Origin of the sequence: Nocardia sp. NPDC047038 (genome assembly GCF_040644075.1) — a bacterium.
Classification (GTDB): Bacteria; Actinomycetota; Actinomycetes; order Mycobacteriales; family Mycobacteriaceae; genus Nocardia; species Nocardia sichangensis.
This window is the reverse complement of the sequence record NZ_JBEYVQ010000012.1, coordinates 83,439-99,978: the sequence shown is the minus strand read 5'-3', so window position 1 is coordinate 99,978 and position 16,540 is coordinate 83,439. Positions and strand designations below refer to the sequence as shown.

16 protein-coding genes and 1 pseudogene are annotated in these 16,540 nt (G+C 70.0%); 6 read left to right on the top strand and 11 right to left on the bottom strand.

All coding sequences use genetic code 11. From position 1 onward, the window contains the following. Positions 1-45 precede the first annotated feature (45 nt). On the bottom strand, positions 46-1,563 hold the full coding sequence (gene glpK, locus ABZ824_RS29900; RefSeq protein ID WP_356967001.1) for a glycerol kinase GlpK: 1,518 nt from the start codon (positions 1,561-1,563) through the stop codon (positions 46-48). Between the two features lie 48 nt (positions 1,564-1,611). Continuing rightward, positions 1,612-2,376, bottom strand: a complete 765-nt coding sequence (locus ABZ824_RS29895; protein WP_355075728.1) for an IclR family transcriptional regulator — start codon at positions 2,374-2,376, stop codon at positions 1,612-1,614. A 256-nt stretch (positions 2,377-2,632) separates the two neighbouring features. On the opposite strand from ABZ824_RS29895, the gene ABZ824_RS29890 reads away from it, so the two are divergent. The 3 genes from ABZ824_RS29890 to glpD are packed head-to-tail and all read left to right on the top strand — an operon-like array spanning position 2,633 to position 6,732. Then, positions 2,633-3,442, top strand: a complete 810-nt coding sequence (locus ABZ824_RS29890) for an MIP/aquaporin family protein (protein WP_356966999.1) — start codon at positions 2,633-2,635, stop codon at positions 3,440-3,442. 38 nt (positions 3,443-3,480) lie between these two features. Then, the gene (gene glpK / locus ABZ824_RS29885) at positions 3,481-5,001 is read left to right on the top strand and encodes a glycerol kinase GlpK (RefSeq protein ID WP_355075724.1); all 1,521 of its coding nucleotides are present in this window, start codon (positions 3,481-3,483) and stop codon (positions 4,999-5,001) included. A 51-nt stretch (positions 5,002-5,052) separates the two neighbouring features. Then, entirely contained in the window at positions 5,053-6,732 is a 1,680-nt protein-coding gene (glpD, locus tag ABZ824_RS29880) for a glycerol-3-phosphate dehydrogenase (protein WP_356966997.1), read from the top strand. Positions 6,733-6,780: 48 nt separating this feature from the next. Here glpD and ABZ824_RS29875 read toward each other — a convergent pair whose 3' ends face one another. After that, a complete protein-coding gene (locus ABZ824_RS29875; RefSeq protein ID WP_355075720.1) occupies positions 6,781-6,945 on the bottom strand; it encodes a hypothetical protein in 165 nt (54 codons plus the stop codon). Between the two features lie 114 nt (positions 6,946-7,059). On the opposite strand from ABZ824_RS29875, the gene ABZ824_RS29870 reads away from it, so the two are divergent. Next, entirely contained in the window at positions 7,060-7,734 is a 675-nt protein-coding gene (locus ABZ824_RS29870; protein ID WP_356966995.1) for a class I SAM-dependent methyltransferase, read from the top strand. Positions 7,735-7,740: 6 nt separating this feature from the next. On the opposite strand, the gene ABZ824_RS29865 is transcribed toward ABZ824_RS29870, so the two are convergent. The 4 genes from ABZ824_RS29865 to ABZ824_RS29850 all read right to left on the bottom strand — a co-directional run bounded on the left by ABZ824_RS29865 (position 7,741) and on the right by ABZ824_RS29850 (position 10,776). Further along, positions 7,741-9,003: an acyl-CoA dehydrogenase family protein gene (locus tag ABZ824_RS29865; protein WP_356966993.1), complete on the bottom strand. Its 1,263-nt coding sequence runs from the start codon at positions 9,001-9,003 to the stop codon at positions 7,741-7,743. A gap of 7 nt (positions 9,004-9,010) precedes the next feature. After that, the gene (locus ABZ824_RS29860) at positions 9,011-10,006 is read right to left on the bottom strand and encodes a phosphotransferase family protein (RefSeq protein ID WP_356966991.1); all 996 of its coding nucleotides are present in this window, start codon (positions 10,004-10,006) and stop codon (positions 9,011-9,013) included. Beyond that, positions 10,003-10,299 (bottom strand): DUF6285 domain-containing protein, encoded by a 297-nt coding sequence (locus ABZ824_RS29855; RefSeq protein WP_356966989.1) that lies wholly within the window; start codon positions 10,297-10,299, stop codon positions 10,003-10,005. The genes ABZ824_RS29860 and ABZ824_RS29855 overlap by 4 nt, the downstream gene beginning before the upstream one ends. Before the next feature lie 72 nt (positions 10,300-10,371). Then, a complete protein-coding gene (locus ABZ824_RS29850) occupies positions 10,372-10,776 on the bottom strand; it encodes a GNAT family N-acetyltransferase (protein ID WP_356966987.1) in 405 nt (134 codons plus the stop codon). 194 nt (positions 10,777-10,970) lie between these two features. Between ABZ824_RS29850 and ABZ824_RS29845 the strand changes: the two genes are divergently transcribed. After that, positions 10,971-12,194 carry an Ig-like domain-containing protein gene (locus ABZ824_RS29845; RefSeq protein WP_356966985.1) on the top strand — a complete coding sequence of 408 codons (1,224 nt, stop codon included), beginning with the start codon at positions 10,971-10,973 and terminating at the stop codon, positions 12,192-12,194. A gap of 245 nt (positions 12,195-12,439) precedes the next feature. On the opposite strand, the gene ABZ824_RS29840 is transcribed toward ABZ824_RS29845, so the two are convergent. Continuing rightward, complete coding sequence (locus tag ABZ824_RS29840) at positions 12,440-12,910, bottom strand: helix-turn-helix domain-containing protein (protein ID WP_356966983.1); 471 nt, start codon at positions 12,908-12,910, stop codon at positions 12,440-12,442. A gap of 106 nt (positions 12,911-13,016) precedes the next feature. Between ABZ824_RS29840 and ABZ824_RS29835 the strand changes: the two genes are divergently transcribed. Then, positions 13,017-14,270 carry a cytochrome P450 gene (locus tag ABZ824_RS29835; protein ID WP_356966981.1) on the top strand — a complete coding sequence of 418 codons (1,254 nt, stop codon included), beginning with the start codon at positions 13,017-13,019 and terminating at the stop codon, positions 14,268-14,270. 1 nt (position 14,271) lies between these two features. On the opposite strand, the gene ABZ824_RS29830 is transcribed toward ABZ824_RS29835, so the two are convergent. The 3 genes and pseudogenes from ABZ824_RS29830 to ABZ824_RS29820 form a co-directional block, all read right to left on the bottom strand. After that, positions 14,272-14,925 carry an SDR family oxidoreductase gene (locus ABZ824_RS29830; protein WP_356966979.1) on the bottom strand — a complete coding sequence of 218 codons (654 nt, stop codon included), beginning with the start codon at positions 14,923-14,925 and terminating at the stop codon, positions 14,272-14,274. Between the two features lie 31 nt (positions 14,926-14,956). Then, entirely contained in the window at positions 14,957-15,409 is a 453-nt protein-coding gene (locus ABZ824_RS29825; RefSeq protein WP_355075977.1) for an SRPBCC family protein, read from the bottom strand. Positions 15,410-15,808: 399 nt separating this feature from the next. Continuing rightward, positions 15,809-16,204 (bottom strand): annotated as a pseudogene (locus ABZ824_RS29820) (FUSC family protein); the annotation flags it as partial. Positions 16,205-16,540 lie beyond the last annotated feature (336 nt).

Below are 16,540 nucleotides of genomic sequence, written 5' to 3'. Positions count from 1 at the left end.
CTCGACGCTAACCCACGCTCCCGACACGAGCGCCGGGCCCCGGACTCACCGCCGCGCCCGCTTCTTCGACCGCACCCAGCCGAAGGTCAACTCGACCGCGCGTTTCCAGTTCTCGTACTCGTCCTCCCGCAGCTCCGCGTCCATGCGCGGAACCCATTGGGCGGCAAGGCGCCAATTGTTGCGCAATCCCTCGAGGTCGGGCCAATACCCCACGGCGAGACCCGCGGCGTACGCCGCGCCCAGTGAGACCGTCTCGGCGACGAACGGACGCAGCACCGGAACATCCAGCACATCGGACACGATCTGCATGAGCAGGTTGTTCGAGGTCATCCCGCCGTCCACGCGCAGTGCCGCGGCTTGCAGGCCGGAGTCGGCGTTCATCGCCTCCACCACGTCCCGGGTCTGCCAAGCGGTCGCCTCCAGCACGGCGCGCGCGATGTGGCCCTTGGTGATGTAGGAGGTCAGCCCGGCGATGAGACCGCGCGCGTCGCTGCGCCAATGCGGCGCGTACAGCCCGGAGAACGCGGGCACGACGTAGCAGCCGCCGTTGTCTTCGACGGTGCGCGCGAGGGTTTCGATCTCCGGCGCACTGGTGACCAGTCCGATGTTGTCGCGCACCCATTGCACGAGCGATCCTGTGACCGCGATCGGCCCCTCCAGCGCGTAGACCGGCTCGGGGCCGATCTGGTAGCCGATCGTGGTGAGCAGGCCGTGCTCGGAACGCACCAGGTCGCGTCCGGTGTTCATCATGAGGAAGCCGCCGGTGCCGTAGGTGCACTTGGTCTCCCCACGCGCGAAACAGGTTTGGCCGAACAACGCGGCATGCTGGTCGCCGAGGGCGGCGGCGATCGGGATGCCGGGCACGACCCGGCGCGTGTTGCCGTAGGACGCGATCGAGGGCTGGATGCGCGGCAGCATGCGGGCGGGGATGCCGAAGAACTCCAGCAGTTCGTCGTCCCAGGCGAGGGTGCGCAGGTTCATCAGAAGGGTGCGGCTGGCGTTGGTGACGTCGGTGCAATGCAGCCCGCCGTCGGGGCCTCCGGTGAGGTTCCAGATCAGCCAGGTCTCCATGGTGCCGAACAGCACCTCGCCCCGTTCCGCGCGCTCGCGCAGACCTGGCACCGAGTCCAGCATCCAGCGCAGCCGCGGCGCGGCGAAGTAGCTGGCCAGTGGCAGGCCGCACAGCTCGCGGATCCGGTCGGCGCCCGGCTTGTCCCCGAGCTCGCGGACCAGTTCCTCGGTGCGCACGTCCTGCCAGACGATGGCGCGTCCGATCGGCGTGCCGGTGCGGCGGTCCCACACCACGGTGGTCTCGCGCTGGTTGGCGATGCCCAGCGCGGCGATCCGGTCGGCCGTCACACCGGAATCCCGCAGGGCCTGCGGCACGATCCGCTCGACATTGCGCCAGATCTCCAGCGCGTCCTGCTCCGCCCAGCCCGGCCGCGGATAGTGCTGCCGGTGCGGGCGCTGCGCGACGCCGACGAGCCGGGCACGCTGGTCGAACAGGATGCACCGCGTGGAGGTGGTGCCCTGGTCGATGGCCAGCACGTAACGCTGCTTCATGCTCGGCTGCTCCTGATCGACATCGGACGGTCACCGCGGGGACGAAAGTCAGTGACTCGTACCGAGATCGCGCGACACCGCCCGTGCGGCGTCGAGCACCTGACCGACCAGCGCGGGCCGGTGCCGCAACTGGGCGTCACAGAGCCGGTCCACCGCGCCGGTGATGCCGATGGCGCCGACCACGAGGCCACCGGGCGCCCGGATCGGCGCCGCGATACCCGCCTCGCCCGTCCGGAATTCCTCGGTGTCGCCCGCCCATCCGGCCTGCCGGACGCCGCCCAGCGCCCTTGCGAGCGCGGTGCGGTCGACCAGGGTGCGGTGTGTGAGCGGGGCCAGCTCGGCGCGGCGCGTCGTGGCGGCCAGCTCGGCGTCGTAGGCGAGCAGGACCTTGCCCAGCGCGGTGGCGTGCGGCGGCAGCAGTTCGCCGAGTTCGAGCGCCTGCTGGGTATTGTCCGGCCGGAACACGTGATGCACCACGACCACCGCGCCGTCCATCGGCGCGCCGATCCGCACCGATTCGCCGGTGCGCGCCGCCAGCGCGTCGGCCCAGTTGATCGCGCGGGAGCGCAACTCGTTCGCGTCGAGGTAGCTGGTGCCCAGGTGCAGCAGCGCCGCGCCGAGTTGGTACTTGCCGGTGGCCGGATCCTGTTCGACGAAGCCGACGCCTTGCAGCGTGCGCAGGATGCCGTGCGCGGTCGGCTTGGGCAGGTCGAGCGCGCTCGCGATGTCGCCGACGCCGAGCCGCCCTGAGCCGCGGGCCAGCAGCCGCAGAACGGCCGCCGCCCGCTCGATCGATTGGATCGCACCTGGCATATCGGGGAACCTACCCGTGTGGTGATTCGACAATGTCGAACGGCTGGTGATACCTGAGCAACATCATTGAAACCCAGTGTGAGCTGCGCCATACATCCTCCTCGCGCGTCGGACGGTAGCGTCGCCGCCTTCCGGCAACCAGTCGAGGCGTTCGACATTGTCGAACGGCAGCTGTATCCGGGTTCCGTATCCCGCCGTAGTTTCCGTTTCACGCACGGTCGCGTCCGCGACCTGCGGGGCGAACGGAGGCTCAACGATGAACTTCGGCTCGATCTTCCTCAGTGAAGCACTCGGCACAGGCGTGCTGGTGCTGCTCGGGGTCGGTGTGGTCGCGAACGTACTGCTGGCGAAGTCCAAAGGATTGGACGGCGGCTGGCTGCTGATCAACATGGGATGGGGGTTCGCGGTCCTGGCGGGCGTCTACGTCGCCTACAAGACCGGCGGCCATCTCAACCCCGCGGTCACCGTCGGCATCCTGTTCAGCGGGGCCGACGAGTTCGCCCCCGGCATCGCGATCTCCGGCTCGACGACACTCGCGTACCTGAGCGGCCAATTCGCCGGCGCCTTCCTCGGCGCGACCGTGGCCTACGTCGCCTACAAGCGCCACTTCGACGCCGAGACCGACGAGGAGAAGAAGCTCGCGGTGTTCGCCACCGGCCCCGCGATTCGCGCCCTGCGCTGGAACTTCGTCACCGAAGTGATCGGCACCTTCATCCTCGTCCTGGTGATCCTCACCTTCGGCCACACCCCGAGCGGGCTCGGCCCGGCCGCCGCCGCGCTCCTGGTCGTCGGCATCGGCGCCTCCCTTGGCGGGCCGACCGGATACGCCATCAACCCCGCTCGCGATCTCGGTCCGCGCATCGCGCACGCGCTGCTGCCGGTGAGCAAGCCCGCCCCCGCCGACGCGGTCCTGGTCCCCGTGGGCGCGGGTGCGCCCGCTCCGGCCGAATCGCCCGACGCCGCACCGCACGGCAAGGACTCCGACTGGGGTTACGCCTGGGTGCCGGTGCTCGGCCCGCTGCTCGGCGGCGCGCTGGCCGGACTCGCCGCGCAGTTCCTGTTCTGAATCCTGCTCTTTCCCAGTAATTTCCCGAAAGGACCGCGATGAGCCAGTACGTCGGCGCCATCGACCAGGGCACCACGAGCACCCGCTTCATGGTGTTCGATCACGGTGGCAACGAGGTCGCCCGCCACCAGCTCGAGCACGAGCAGATCCTGCCGCGCCCGGGCTGGGTGGAGCACAATCCGACCGAGATCTGGGAGCGCACCCGCGCGGTCATCCAGACCACCTTGACCAAGGCCGATCTGGTCGCGAGCGACCTGGCCGCGGTCGGCGTCACCAACCAGCGCGAGACCACGGTGGTGTGGAACCGCAAGACCGGGCGGCCGTACTGCAACGCGATCGTCTGGCAGGACACCCGCACCGACCGGATCGCCGCCGAACTGGAACGAGCCGGGCACGGCGACATCATCCGGCGCAAGGCGGGCCTGCCGCCCGCCACTTACTTCTCCGGCGGCAAGCTGCGCTGGATCCTGGACAACGTTCCCGGGGTGGCGGAGGACGCCGAACGCGGCGACGCGCTGTTCGGCACCACAGACACCTGGCTGCTGTGGCAGCTGACCGGCGGTGTCGACGGCGGCGTGCACGTCACCGACCCGACCAACGCCAGCCGCACCATGCTGATGAATCTGGAAACCCTGGACTGGGACGACGAACTGCTGTCCCTGTTCGGGGTGCCGCGCGCGATGCTGCCCCGGATCGCTCCCTCGGCAAACCCGGAACTGTTCGGCACCACCCGCGCCGACGGACCGTTCGGCGGCGCGGTGCCGCTGGCGGGCGTGCTCGGCGATCAGCAGGCCGCCACCGTCGGACAGGTCTGCTTCCGTCCCGGCGAGGCGAAGAACACCTACGGCACCGGCAACTTCCTGCTGCTCAACACCGGAACCGAGATCGTGCGCTCGCAGCACGGCCTGCTGACCACGGTGGCCTACCAGTTGGGCGGGGAGAAGCCGGTGTACGCGCTGGAAGGTTCCATCGCGGTGACCGGGTCGGCGGTGCAGTGGCTGCGCGACCAGCTGGGCATCATCTCCGGCGCGGCGCAGAGCGAATCGCTCGCCCGGCAGGCCGAGGACAACGGCGGGGTGTATTTCGTGCCCGCGTTCTCCGGACTGTTCGCGCCGTACTGGCGCTCGGACGCGCGCGGCGCGATCGTCGGTCTGTCCCGCTACAGCACCAACGCCCATCTCGCGCGGGCGACGCTGGAATCGATCTGCTACCAGACCCGCGACGTGGTCGAGGCGATGCAGGCCGACTCCGGAGTGCGGCTGGACGTGCTGCGGGTGGACGGCGGCGTCACCGCCAACGAGCTGTGCATGCAGCTGCAGGCCGACTTCCTCGGTGTGCCGGTGTCGCGTCCGGTGGTCGCCGAGACCACCGCGCTCGGCGCGGCCTACGCGGCGGGGCTCGCGGTCGGCTTCTGGAACGACACCGACGAGCTGGAACGGAACTGGAACGAAGCCAAGCGCTGGCATCCGACCTGGTCGGAAGAACAGCGCGAGCGTGGCTACGCGCGCTGGAAGAAGGCCGTCGCCCGCACCCTCGACTGGATCGACGTCGACGAATGAGGGGCGACGCCGTCCTACCCGAATAACCCCGAAACAAGGAGAGATACCGCTGTGTCCGCACGATTGGACGCCCAGTACCGCGCCCGCGCGGTGAACGCACTCGGCGACACCGAGATCGATGTACTCGTCATCGGCGGCGGCGTGGTCGGCGCGGGCGCCGCCCTCGACGCCGCCGCCCGCGGCCTCACCGTGACCCTGGTGGAGGCCAGGGACTTCGCGGCAGGCACCTCGAGCCGCTCCAGCAAGCTCATCCACGGCGGGCTGCGCTACCTGGAGCAGCTGGACTTCTGGCTGGTGCGGGAGGCGCTGAAGGAACGCGGCCTGCTGTTGCGCCGGCTGGCCCCGCACCTGGTGCGGCCGGTGTCGTTTTTGCTGCCGCTACGCCATCGCGTCTGGGAACGCGCCTACATCGGCGCGGGCGTCGCCCTGTACGACACGATCGGCGGTGCTCGCGCCTTGCCGATGCATCGGCACCTGTCGCACACCCGCGCGCTGGAGCTGGCGCCCGCGCTGCGCGAGGACGCGCTGACCGGAGCGATCCGGTACTTCGACGCGCAGGTCGACGACGCCAGGCACACGATGATGATCGCGCGCACCGCCGCCCAGCACGGCGCGACCGTGCTCACCCGCACCAAGGTGACGGGGCTGCTGCGCGACGGTGAGCGCGTCGTCGGCGCGGAGGTCACCGACCTGGAAACCGGCCGGGTGCACACGGTGCGCGCGCGCCGGGTGATCAGCGCCACCGGCGTGTGGACCGACGAGATGAACCGGATGACCGGCGTCGAGTTCCCGTTCCACGTCCGCATGTCGAAAGGCGTGCACATCCTGGTGCCGCGTCATCGCCTGCATCTGGACACCGGCCTGATCATGCGCACCGAGAAGAGCGTGCTGTTCGTCATCCCGTGGCACGGCCACTGGATCATCGGCACCACCGACACGGACTGGTCGCTGAGCAAGGACCATCCGGCCGCCAGCGACGCCGACGTGCAATACCTGCTCGACCACGTCAACCAGGTGCTGCGCGAGCCGCTCACCCGCGACGACATCGTCGGCACGTACGCGGGGCTGCGCCCGTTGCTGTCCGGCGCGTCGGCCGACACCGCGACGCTCTCGCGGGAGCACGCGGTCGCCGAACCGGCTCCCGGTCTGTTCGTGATCGCGGGCGGCAAGTACACCACCTACCGGGTGATGGCCGCCGACGTCGTGGACGCGGCGGTGGCGGGACTTGGCCGCGCGGTCGCGCCGTCGGTGACCGAGCACCTGCCGATCCTCGGCGCGGTGGGTTACCAGGAACTCGCGGCCGACCTCGACAGCCTGGCGCAACGCGCGGGCCTGCCGCGGGCGACGGTCGAGCGCCTGCTCGGCCGCTACGGCTCGACGATCACCGACCTGTTCGACCTGATCGCCCGCGAACCGGACCTGGGCCGTCCGCTCACCGGCGCGCCGGAGTACCTCGGCGCGGAGGCCGTGTACGCGGTGACGCACGAAGGCGCGCTGCACCTGGACGACGTGCTCACCCGCCGCACCCGCGTCTCCATCGAGGCCGCCGACCGCGGTCTGGCCGCCGCGCCCGAGGTGGCCTGGCTGATCGGCGCGCACCTCGGCTGGGACGCCGCCGCCACCGAGCGGGAGATCACCCGGTACCGCGAGCGGGTGCGCGCCGAACTGGCCGCCAACCAGGCGGCCGACGACGAGTCCGCCAACGCGGCTCGGATGGTCGCCGTCGCCTGAGCGCGGTCGCGTGGCACGGTTTCCGCGTGGAACCGTGCCACGCCGTGCTCACCGATCCATTCCGCCGTGGCCGCGCGGGGTCGATTCGTCGGTCTCGAGCTGCTCACCGGCTGGGTGCTCGTCGGCGTGCGTCGGTTTGGTGTGCTCCTCGGCGAAATCCGCGTCCTGCTGCATCGACTCCGCCGTTTCGGGATCGATATTCGGTGTGCTCATACCCGGCGCGTACCCGCGACCGTCGCGTCGACGCAGCGTACGTGGTCCGGACCTCGCACAATCCCGGCCGCGTCGGGTTGACCTCAACGGCGGTTGAGGATGAAGCATGGTGGCATGACTCGTCCAGCTGATTTCTGGAACACCGTCTATGACAACGACACCGCACCCTGGGTGATCGGCGAGCCGCAACCGGCAATCGTCGCGCTCGAGCGGGACGGCGGCATCACCGGACGCGTGCTCGACCCGGGCTCCGGCGCGGGTGAGCACACGATCCTGCTGACCCGCCTCGGATACGACGTGCGGGGCATCGACATGTCGCCGAGCGCGGTGGCGTACGCGCGCGCCAACGCGGCCGAACAGGGTGTGCCGTCGGCCGTGTTCGAGGTGGCCGACGCGCTGGCTCTCGGCGACCGGCCGGACTTCTCCGGTGACCCGCCCGGCTCCGCGCCCGCGTTCGACACCGTCGTCGACAGCGCGCTGTTCCACGTCTTCGGGACCGAGGACGAGGCGCGCGCCGCGTACGTCCGCAGCCTGCACGCCGTCTGCAAGCCGGGCGGAACGCTCTACGTTCTCGCGCTCTCGGATGTCGAGCCGGGGTTCGGGCCGCGGATCAGCGACACGTTGATCCGGGAGTCGTTCCGCGACGGCTGGTCGGTGGAGGACCTACGAGCGACCCAGTACCGCGGACGGGTCACCGATTTGGTCGCGCAAGAAGCGACGGACCTGGAGATCTCCGAGTCCGGCCAGGTCGACGCCGCCGCATGGCTGGCCCGGATCCGCCGCCTCTGACCCGGCTCATACGCCCTTCGGCGCTTTGCTGCCCATGAAGCCGAACAGGTAGCCCGCGACGCGGCGCATCTGGATCTCCTCGGCGCCCTCGGTGATCCGGTAGCGCCGGTGGTGGCGGTAGATGTGCTCGAACGGCTTGTGCCGGGAGTAGCCGAGGCCGCCGTGCACCTGCATCGCGCGGTCGGCGGCCTCGCAGCACAACCGGTTGGCCCAGTAGTTGCACATCGAGACCTGCTCGGAGACGGCGAACGTGCCGTAGGTGTCCATCGACCAAGCGGTCTTGTGAATGAGGGCGCGCAACATCTCGCACTGGGTGTGCAGTTCCACCAAGGGGAACTGGATCGCCTGGTTGGTGGCCAGCGGCTTGCCGAAGGGCTTGCGCTGTTTGGCGTAGGCCACCGACTGGTCGATGCAGTACTGCGCCGCGCCCAGACTGGACGCGGCCTGGCGGATGCGGTTCTCGTTGAAGAAGTGCTGGACCACCGCCAAGCCGCGTCCCTCGCCGCCGAAGACGGCGGAGCCCGGGAGCCGGACGCCGTCCAGCGCGACCCGGGCGTGGTCGGTGGGCATGTTGAAGGTCCAGAGATACTCCTCGACGACGAACCCGGGTGCGTCGGTGGGCACCAGGAACGCCGTGATGCCCGTCGCGTCGCCGGGGCCGCCCGAGGTGCGCGCGAAGATCAAGTCGGCGTCGGCGATGTGCACACCGGTGTTCCAAGTCTTGCGCCCGGTGATCACCCAGTCGTCGCCGTCGCGGACCGCCGAGGTCTCCATGTGCGTCGCGTCCGAGCCGTGCTCGGGCTCGGTGATGCCGAAGGCGAAGAACTTCGTTCCCGAGGCCAGTCCGTCCACCCACTCCGCCTGCTGCTCGGGTGTGCCGTACTCGAGCATGAGCAACAGGCCGACATTGTTGGCCACGATGGCGTGCTCGTTCTGCAGATCGCAGTGCAATCCGAGGCCACGCCGGGCCAGGTGCTCGCGGATCACCGCCATGCCGAGGTTGGTGCCGTCCCGCCCGCCGTAGTGCGCTGGGAACGCGTAGCGCAGGTGACCGGCGGCGTCGGCGCGCCTGCGGACCTCGGCCAGCAGTTCCTCCCACGCCCCGTTCGGCAGGCCGCCGCGCTCCCAGTCGGTGCGGGCGTCCTCACGGCGGTGGTCGAAGAAGCGGATGTTGTCGTCGGCCTGCTCGAGCGGGGTGATCTCCCGATCGATGAACGCGTCGAGTTCGGCGAGATAATCGACCAGTTCCGCAGGTAGCTCGAAATCCATCGGGCATTCAGCCTTTCGCAGTGGGTCGGATCTGCATCAGCAGGTCCCATTCGATTTCCGACACGCGGCGTCCGCTGGCCGCCATCACGATGTCGCGCACGCTGCCGTCCAGATGGGCCGCGGCCTGCCCGGCCAGTCCGACGCCCCAGCCGAGCGTGCACAGCACCTTCCACCAGCGGAACCGGTCTTCGTCGAAGCTCCCGCCACCGCGGTGGTAGCCGCGCACGAACGCCTCGCGGCCCGCCAGGCCGCCGAATTCGCGGTCGTCCGCGCGGAAGCGCCACATGCGCAGCGCGGGCCAAGCCACGTCGCGCATCGGATCACCCTGACGCTGCGCTCCTTCCCAGTCGAGCACGGCGCGCAGGCCGTCGGGACCGACGACGATGTTGCCGTTGCGCAGGTCGGTGTGCAGCAGCGCGGTGCGGGGCGGCGCGGGCGGGCAGTGGCGTTCCAGCCAGCGCAGCGCGAGGGGGAATACCGGACGGTCGGGCAGGAGTGCGCGCACCTGCTCGTCGGCCTCGATCAGCTGGCGCTCGGGATCGGCCGCCGCGACGGGCAGCCGTGCGGGCGCGTCCGCCGGGTCGATCGCGTGCAGGCGCCCCAAGGCCTCACCCAATTGCTCGGCGACCCGTTCGCCGATATCCGACGCCTCGACCAGCCGTAACACCTTGCGCGGCACGGTTTCCCCATCGACGCGCTCGGAGATCACGAACGGGCCCCCGACATAGGCGGCGTCGGTGCAGATCGCCACCACGGGCGGCACCGGAACACCGTGCGTGCGCGCCAGTTCCCGGACGGCGGCCTCCACGTCCACCGGAACCAGCTCGATCGCGCTCGGCACGATGGTCGCGACCAGGCGACGCGTCCCGCCGCCCAGATCGGCCTCGAAGGCGACGTTGCGGCGGCGGGCGCCCGCGGAGAGGTATTCGAGGTTCGACACCGTCACCTCGCGGGTTCCCGACCCGAGGAATTCGGCCAAGCCGCGCGCCGGATCGGCGCTCACTCGGCCGCCCAGGCGTCGTAGCCCGGCTTGGCGATCGCCAGATCCGCCCGCACGACGGAGACCAGGGCCGCCCAGAGTCGCTCGTCATCGCCCTCGGCCACCGCGGCGAGCAGCTCGCGCTCCCGCTCGTCGGCGCCGGGGCCCGATTCGATCTCCCTGCGCACGATCCTGGCGAGGTTGGCCCCCACCCGCGCCTTGTGCTGCAACCCCGCGGGCAGGGCGGGTAGCAGCGTCTCCTCGAGCAGCTCGGCGAGCGAGTCCAGCAACTCCGCTGCCGATGGGCGATTCTGCATTCGTTCCCCTCGGTCGACTCCGGCCCTCAGCATGGCACGCGCCGGCGCGGTCCCGATCGGTACTTTCGGCCGTCAGCCGTGGCCGCGCAGTCGCAGAAGTCCGGCTGTCGTGGCGCGGAAACCGCAGGCATCGAAGTAGAACGGCGCGAGGCGATCCTCGAAATCGACGTGCAACCAGGTGCAGCCCGCCGTCCTGGCGCCGTGCGCGGCCCTGGCGACGAGTTCGGTGCCGATGCCTCGATGCTGCCATTCGGACCGCACCTTCGGGTCGAGCAGGAACGCGTGGTCGCCGCCGTCCCACGCCACGTTGACGAAACCGGCAAGCGCGTCAGCGCCGGTCCGGGCGGTGACCCAGCCGAGGCTGTGCCGCGCCGCGCGGTCCCACCATCCCGGGTCCGCGTCGCCGCCGTGCGATCGCGTCAAGTCGGCCAGTTCGCTGTCGGTCAGAGCGCCTCGCCATCGGTAGTCGATCTCCATACGCCGTGACGGTAGAAAGGTCGACCGCCCGGGAGCCAGCGGTTTTCCGCCGAGGCCCTTCCTGTGTAGTGGCTGGGAGTCTGCCGTGGGCCCGCTCCGCACGGGTTCGCGCGCGAAACGGGTCGGTAAACTGCGAGGGGGATAGACAGGCGCGGGTGCGCCATTCGTTGCGCTGGGCGGATACAGGAGATTTCATGGCGACCAGTCGCGTCCGATCCGGAATCGTCGCGGGGTTCGCCCTGATCATGGCGGTGCTCGTGGCGGCGTGCTCGTCCTCGTCGGGGCCGGGGAAGACACCGGGTGCGGCGGGCCCAGCGCCCGCGCCGATCACGATCACGCCCTCCTCGGGCGCGGGCAATGTGGATCCGCTGGCGCCGGTGCAGGTGAGCACGGCCGACGGCCAGCTGACCCGGGTCACCATGACCAACGAGCAGGGCAAGACGGTCGACGGGATCATGACGCCGGACAAGACGGCGTGGAAACCCACCGAGCCGCTCGGCTACGGCCGCACCTACACGGTGACCGCGGAGGGTTTGAGCATCACCGGCAGAACCGGCCCGACCACCTCGACCTTCTCCACGCTGACCCCCAACAACCAGACGAAGGTGTCACTGACCACCACGGGCGGCACGCCACTGTCCGACGGCGGCACGTTCGGCGTGGGCACCGTGGTGGTGGCGCACTTCGACGAGAACATTCCCGACCACGCCGCCGCCGAGAAGCACCTCGCGGTCACCACCGATCCGCCGGTGGAGGGCTCCTGGTACTGGCTGGACGACCGCAACGCGCACTGGCGTCCGAGGGAGTACTACGCGCCGGGCACCAAGGTCAGCGTGGCGGCGAACGTCTACGGCCAGGAACTCGGCCGGGGGCTCTACGGCCAAGAGGACACCAAGACCACGTTCACTATCGGCGCGGCGCACGTCTCGATCGCCGATGACAACACCAAACAGGTCCAGGTCTTCGAGAACGGCAGGCTGATCCGCACCATGCCGACCTCGATGGGCAGGGGCGGCAGCGAGGTCGTCGGGGGCAAGACGATCACGTTCTGGACCCAGCCCGGGATCTACACGGTGATGGACAAGGCCAATCCGGTGATCATGGACTCCTCCACCTACGGACTGCCGATCAACTCCCGGCTCGGCTACAAGGAGGCCATCGGCTGGGCCACCCGGATCAGCACCGACGGCATCTATCTGCACCAGCTCGACTCCACCGTCTGGGCTCAGGGCAACACCGACGTCTCGCACGGCTGCCTCAACCTCAGCGGCGAGAACGCGCAGTGGTTCTTCAATTTCGCCGTCCCCGGTGACGTGGTGGAGATCCGCAACACGGGCGGCGCCCCGCTGGAGGTCTGGCAGAACGGTGACTGGGGTGTGCCCTGGGAGCAGTGGGTGCAGGGCAGCGCGCTCCACTAGAGCCGACACGCTGCCCGGTGTTGCCGATGGTGGGAAGCTGCACTACATTCCTGCACTCGCGAGACCACCCGGTCTCCCATCCCTGCGCGACGTTCCCGCGACGGCACCGCGTGGGACCCGCGTTGACGATCGGAGCCGGCTCGATGGCGATGCTGCTGTACTACCTACTCCTACCGCTGTACTTGGCCGAGGCGTTCGTCAACCAGCTGGATTGAGCGCGGAGCAAGTCCGGGTTCCCGCATCCCTCAACCGGCTTGTTCGGCCCCGGGTGGCTGGTGGAAGCCGGGCCCGGCCTTGGGTTCCACATCGCGCGGATCGATCGGTTCGCGGCAGTGGTCGCAGACCAGCATGGGCGAGGTCTCGTGTCCGCAGGTGCGATGTTCCAGGACGATCGGCCTGCCCTCCGGCCCGGTCAGGTGGTTGTCGCCCCACACCATCATCGCGGTGACGATCGGATACAGTTCGCGGCCCGCTGCGGTGAGGTGATAGTCGACCCGGCCGCCGCCGTGGTCGGTGCGGGTGAAGATGCCCGCGTCGATCAGCATGCGCAGGCGGCTGGTGAGCAGGTTGCGGTTGGTGATGCCGATATTGCGCGCGAAATCGCTGAAACGGTGCACCCCGAAGAACGCCTCGGCGATGAGCAGGATGGTCCACCGGTCGCCGAGTAGTTCGACGACGCGGGTGACCGAATCGTCGACCGGGCGCCGCAGTGTCATGGCGACATTTTCGCATCCCGCATCGGTATTGCTTTCCTACCGATGGTATCGGAATAATACCGAGCAAGACCGGTGCCCGCTCCGGGCCGGACAGCTGGGAGTGTCGATGACGACCACGAACCACCCGACCGACGACTACGTGCGCCTGCTCGACCCCGCCGTGCGGCCGGACCCGTACCCCGTCTTCGCGCGGCTGCGTGACTCCGGCGCGTTCCGGATCGGCACCGCTCCGGTCGTCGTGCTCACCCGCTACGCCGACTGCGCCGCCGTGCTGCGCGATCCGCGCGCGAGCGTCGACCGGTCGCTGGCCCGGTTGCAGCTGGGCTCGATGCCGATCCACGACGGCACGCGGGAAGACGGTGCGGCCCAAGCGAAACCCTCGTTCTTGTTCCTGGATCCGCCCGATCACACTCGCCTGCGCCGCCTGGTGTCCAAGGCGTTCACCCCGCGCGTCGTGCGGCAACTGGAGCCTCGGATCATCGAGATCGTCGACGACCTGCTCGACCAGCGCGCCCGCGCGGGGAGCTTCGACGCCGTCGATCACTTCGCCTATCCCCTGCCGGTGACCGTGATCTGCGAATTACTCGGCGTCCCGCTGGCGGACGAAGCCAAGCTCAGCGCCTGGTCCGCCCTGCTGTCCCGCACGCTCGACCCGACTTCTCGCGCGGCCGCCCAATTCCGCGCCGACCCGGCGGAGATCCAGCGCGCCGGGACCGAGTTGTACGCCTACTTCGAAGAACTCACCGACCGCCGCCGCCACACTCCCGGCCCCGATCTGCTGTCCGAACTCATCGCCGCCGAAGACGCCGGAGACGTGCTCACCCATGCGGAACTGATCTCGACCTGCGCGCTGCTGCTGGTCGCCGGGCACGAGACGACGGTCAACCTGATCGCCAACGCGACCCTCGCCCTGCTGCGCAGGCCGGACGAACTCGCCGCCCTCCGCGCGGAACCGGACCGCGCGGCCGGCGTCGTCGAGGAGACGCTGCGCTTCGACCCGCCGGTCCAGTTGATCCCGCGCATCGCCGCCGACGATCTGACGATCGGAGGCGCGGACATTCAGCGCGGCGATCTGGTGGTGCTACTGATCGCCGCCGCGCACCGCGACCCCGCGATGTTCAACGACCCCGACGGATTCGACCCGGCGCGCGAAAACCGCCATCTGGCCTTCGGCCTCGGGGCTCACTTCTGCGTCGGCGCTCCCCTGGCCCGCTTGGAGGCGCGGGTGGCGTTGACCCGGTTCGCGCAACGAGTCGAGTCACCGAGGCTGACGGTCGACCCGCCACCGTATCGGGAGCACGTCAATCTGCGCGGGCCCGCGCACCTGCCCATCGAGTTCACGGCGATCCGGCCCAGGTAGGTCAGCCGTCGTAGGAGACGTGTGGCGTCCATCCTTCGGCGGGGCGGGTGGCCGCCGCGTACAGCGCCCCGGCGACCCGGTCCCTGGTGAACGCTCCCTCGCCGAGAACGCCGTTGATCTGCACCGCGACCGCTCGGATGCCCTCGGGCGCGAGGGTGGCGTCCACACTGGTCACCAGGTTGCGCACCGCCGCCTTCTGGACACCGAGCGAAGCGGCCCGATGCCAGGGCTTGTCCGCTGCCGCGCTGCCGGTGACCAGCACGCGGGCGCCCTCGGACAGGAAGGGACGCGCCGCTTGCACGGCGGGCAGCAGCGCCCCGGCGCCCACGGTGAGGTCCTCGAGCAACTCGGCGACCGACAGCCGCAACGGATCGGCCTCACGGAAGACGCTGGGATTGAAGTGCAGCACGTCGATGCGGCCGTGCCGCTCACCCACCCCCGCGACGACTCGGGCCACGTCGGCGGGATCACGCAGATCCACGCCGATGCCCTCCGCGTCGAACCCCTGCTCCCGCAATTGTTCGGCCAGAGGCTCGGCCTCTTCGGGCAACCGGCAGGCCAGCACGGCGGTGAAGCCGTCGGCGGCGAACAGGCGGGCGACCGACAGCCCGACACCGGGACCGGCGCCGAGCACGAGGAGCACGGGAGCGGTCATGCTTTCCCGCCTCGGGTCTCGTGCGTCCCGATCATTCGACGACGGCCTTGATCCGGTTGAGGGTCTCGCGCATTCCCTCGACGTTCGTCTTGCCGCGCGCCCACCCGGCCAGCAACCAATACAGCCGCAGCACCGGATTGCTGTGCAGCTGAAACGACTCGGTGACCTCGGTGCCGCCGTCCACCGGCCGGAAAACATAGCGCCACGTGTTGATCGGCATGCCCTGTGGTCCGAGCACGGTGAAGGCGAACTCGCGACCCGGCTCGCAGGCGACGATGCGGCACACCGTCGCGTATTTCAGTCCCCAGCCGTTGCGGTTGACATGGCCGCGGAACTTCACGCCGACCGCGGGCCCTGTCGCGCCGCCGAGCCACTCGGCGGCGAACGTCTCCGGACTGAATCGCCCGGTGTTCTCGATGTCGCTGACCAGTTCCCAGATCTTGTCGGCCGGGGCGGCCATCCGGACCGTGACGCTGTCGTGCATGCGCCGAACGCTAGCAGGCGGTCCGGACGCCGCTCCCGGCTCCGACCGGGCCGCGGCCAAGCGGGCCGCCCAGCCGTCCACGTCCGCCAGCCGCTGGCCCGGCCGCAGCACCCAGCAGGCGGCGAGCAGGTCATGACCGAAGTGCGCCAGTGCCGTGTGCTCCGGCCAGTATTCGCGGGTCCACTCCGGATCGTCGGTCGCCGAGTCGATGCCGCTGCGCACCACGCCGACCAACTCGAATTGCAGATGCTGGACCAGCACCCACGCTTCGGCGTCCATCGGCTTACGGCGCAACCGGTCGAGCAGGGTGCGCGCGGTGGTGCGCACCCGGTCTTCCAGCCGGCGAAAGGTGCGCCGGTGCCCGTGGGGTGCGACGCCGTGCAGCGCGAGCACGGCGACGGCGACACCGAGCAGTGTCTCCCACAACCGATCACGGATCACGGGTGCGATCGGCCCGCCCGTCGTGGCGACTCCACCCGCGATCAGGGCGACCGGCGTGATGAAGACGACGGCCAGCGCGTAATTGCGCGGCACGAACAGTTCGATGCAGAACTGCAGCGCGGCGACCAGCGCGATCAGCGCGTAACCGGTCGGCCCCAGCTGGTAGATGAGCGCGAACAGACCGAGGCCCGCGATGGTGCCGACGAACCTGTGGATGGCCCGCACCTGTCCGCGCACTCGATCCGGTCCGGTCTGCAAGACGATCAGGGCGCTGAGCACCGCCCAGTGCGGCCGCTCCAGACCGAGCAGCGCGCTCAGCGCACCCGCGCCCAGGCTGCCCACGGCGACGCGCATCGCGCTGATCGCCGCGTGCGAGGAGAACGACAGGGAACGCTCCAGCCGGAAACCGATGCCCGGGCGGGCGAACGAGACCAACGGATCGACCAGCAGATCGTCGGTGTCGTCGTCGGGGGCGTGCCCGGCGAGGTTGCGCCGCGCCTCCTGCAAGGTCGCCAGCAGCTCGGCTTCCCCTGGGTCCGAGGGCAGGCCCGCGTCGTAGACCGCGGCCCACGCGTCCGCCATCGCGGCTCCCGCCCGGTGGCGCAGGTCGATAGCGGGCGTTCCGGCCTCCCGCGCCGCGACATAGGCGTCGACCGCCCGGACCGCAGCGCCGACCGCCACCCGTTCGGG

Coding starts and splice junctions, on each gene's coding strand:
- glpK (WP_356967001.1), bottom strand. CDS start 1,563: ATGAAGCAGCGTTACGTGCTGGCCATCGACCAGGGCACCACCTCCACG.
- ABZ824_RS29895 (WP_355075728.1), bottom strand. CDS start 2,376: ATGCCAGGTGCGATCCAATCGATCGAGCGGGCGGCGGCCGTTCTGCGG.
- ABZ824_RS29890 (WP_356966999.1), top strand. CDS start 2,633: ATGAACTTCGGCTCGATCTTCCTCAGTGAAGCACTCGGCACAGGCGTG.
- glpK (WP_355075724.1), top strand. CDS start 3,481: ATGAGCCAGTACGTCGGCGCCATCGACCAGGGCACCACGAGCACCCGC.
- ABZ824_RS29875 (WP_355075720.1), bottom strand. CDS start 6,945: ATGAGCACACCGAATATCGATCCCGAAACGGCGGAGTCGATGCAGCAG.
- ABZ824_RS29870 (WP_356966995.1), top strand. CDS start 7,060: ATGACTCGTCCAGCTGATTTCTGGAACACCGTCTATGACAACGACACC.
- ABZ824_RS29865 (WP_356966993.1), bottom strand. CDS start 9,003: ATGGATTTCGAGCTACCTGCGGAACTGGTCGATTATCTCGCCGAACTC.
- ABZ824_RS29855 (WP_356966989.1), bottom strand. CDS start 10,299: ATGCAGAATCGCCCATCGGCAGCGGAGTTGCTGGACTCGCTCGCCGAG.
- ABZ824_RS29850 (WP_356966987.1), bottom strand. CDS start 10,776: ATGGAGATCGACTACCGATGGCGAGGCGCTCTGACCGACAGCGAACTG.
- ABZ824_RS29845 (WP_356966985.1), top strand. CDS start 10,971: ATGGCGACCAGTCGCGTCCGATCCGGAATCGTCGCGGGGTTCGCCCTG.
- ABZ824_RS29840 (WP_356966983.1), bottom strand. CDS start 12,910: ATGACACTGCGGCGCCCGGTCGACGATTCGGTCACCCGCGTCGTCGAA.
- ABZ824_RS29835 (WP_356966981.1), top strand. CDS start 13,017: ATGACGACCACGAACCACCCGACCGACGACTACGTGCGCCTGCTCGAC.
- ABZ824_RS29830 (WP_356966979.1), bottom strand. CDS start 14,925: ATGACCGCTCCCGTGCTCCTCGTGCTCGGCGCCGGTCCCGGTGTCGGG.
- ABZ824_RS29825 (WP_355075977.1), bottom strand. CDS start 15,409: ATGCACGACAGCGTCACGGTCCGGATGGCCGCCCCGGCCGACAAGATC.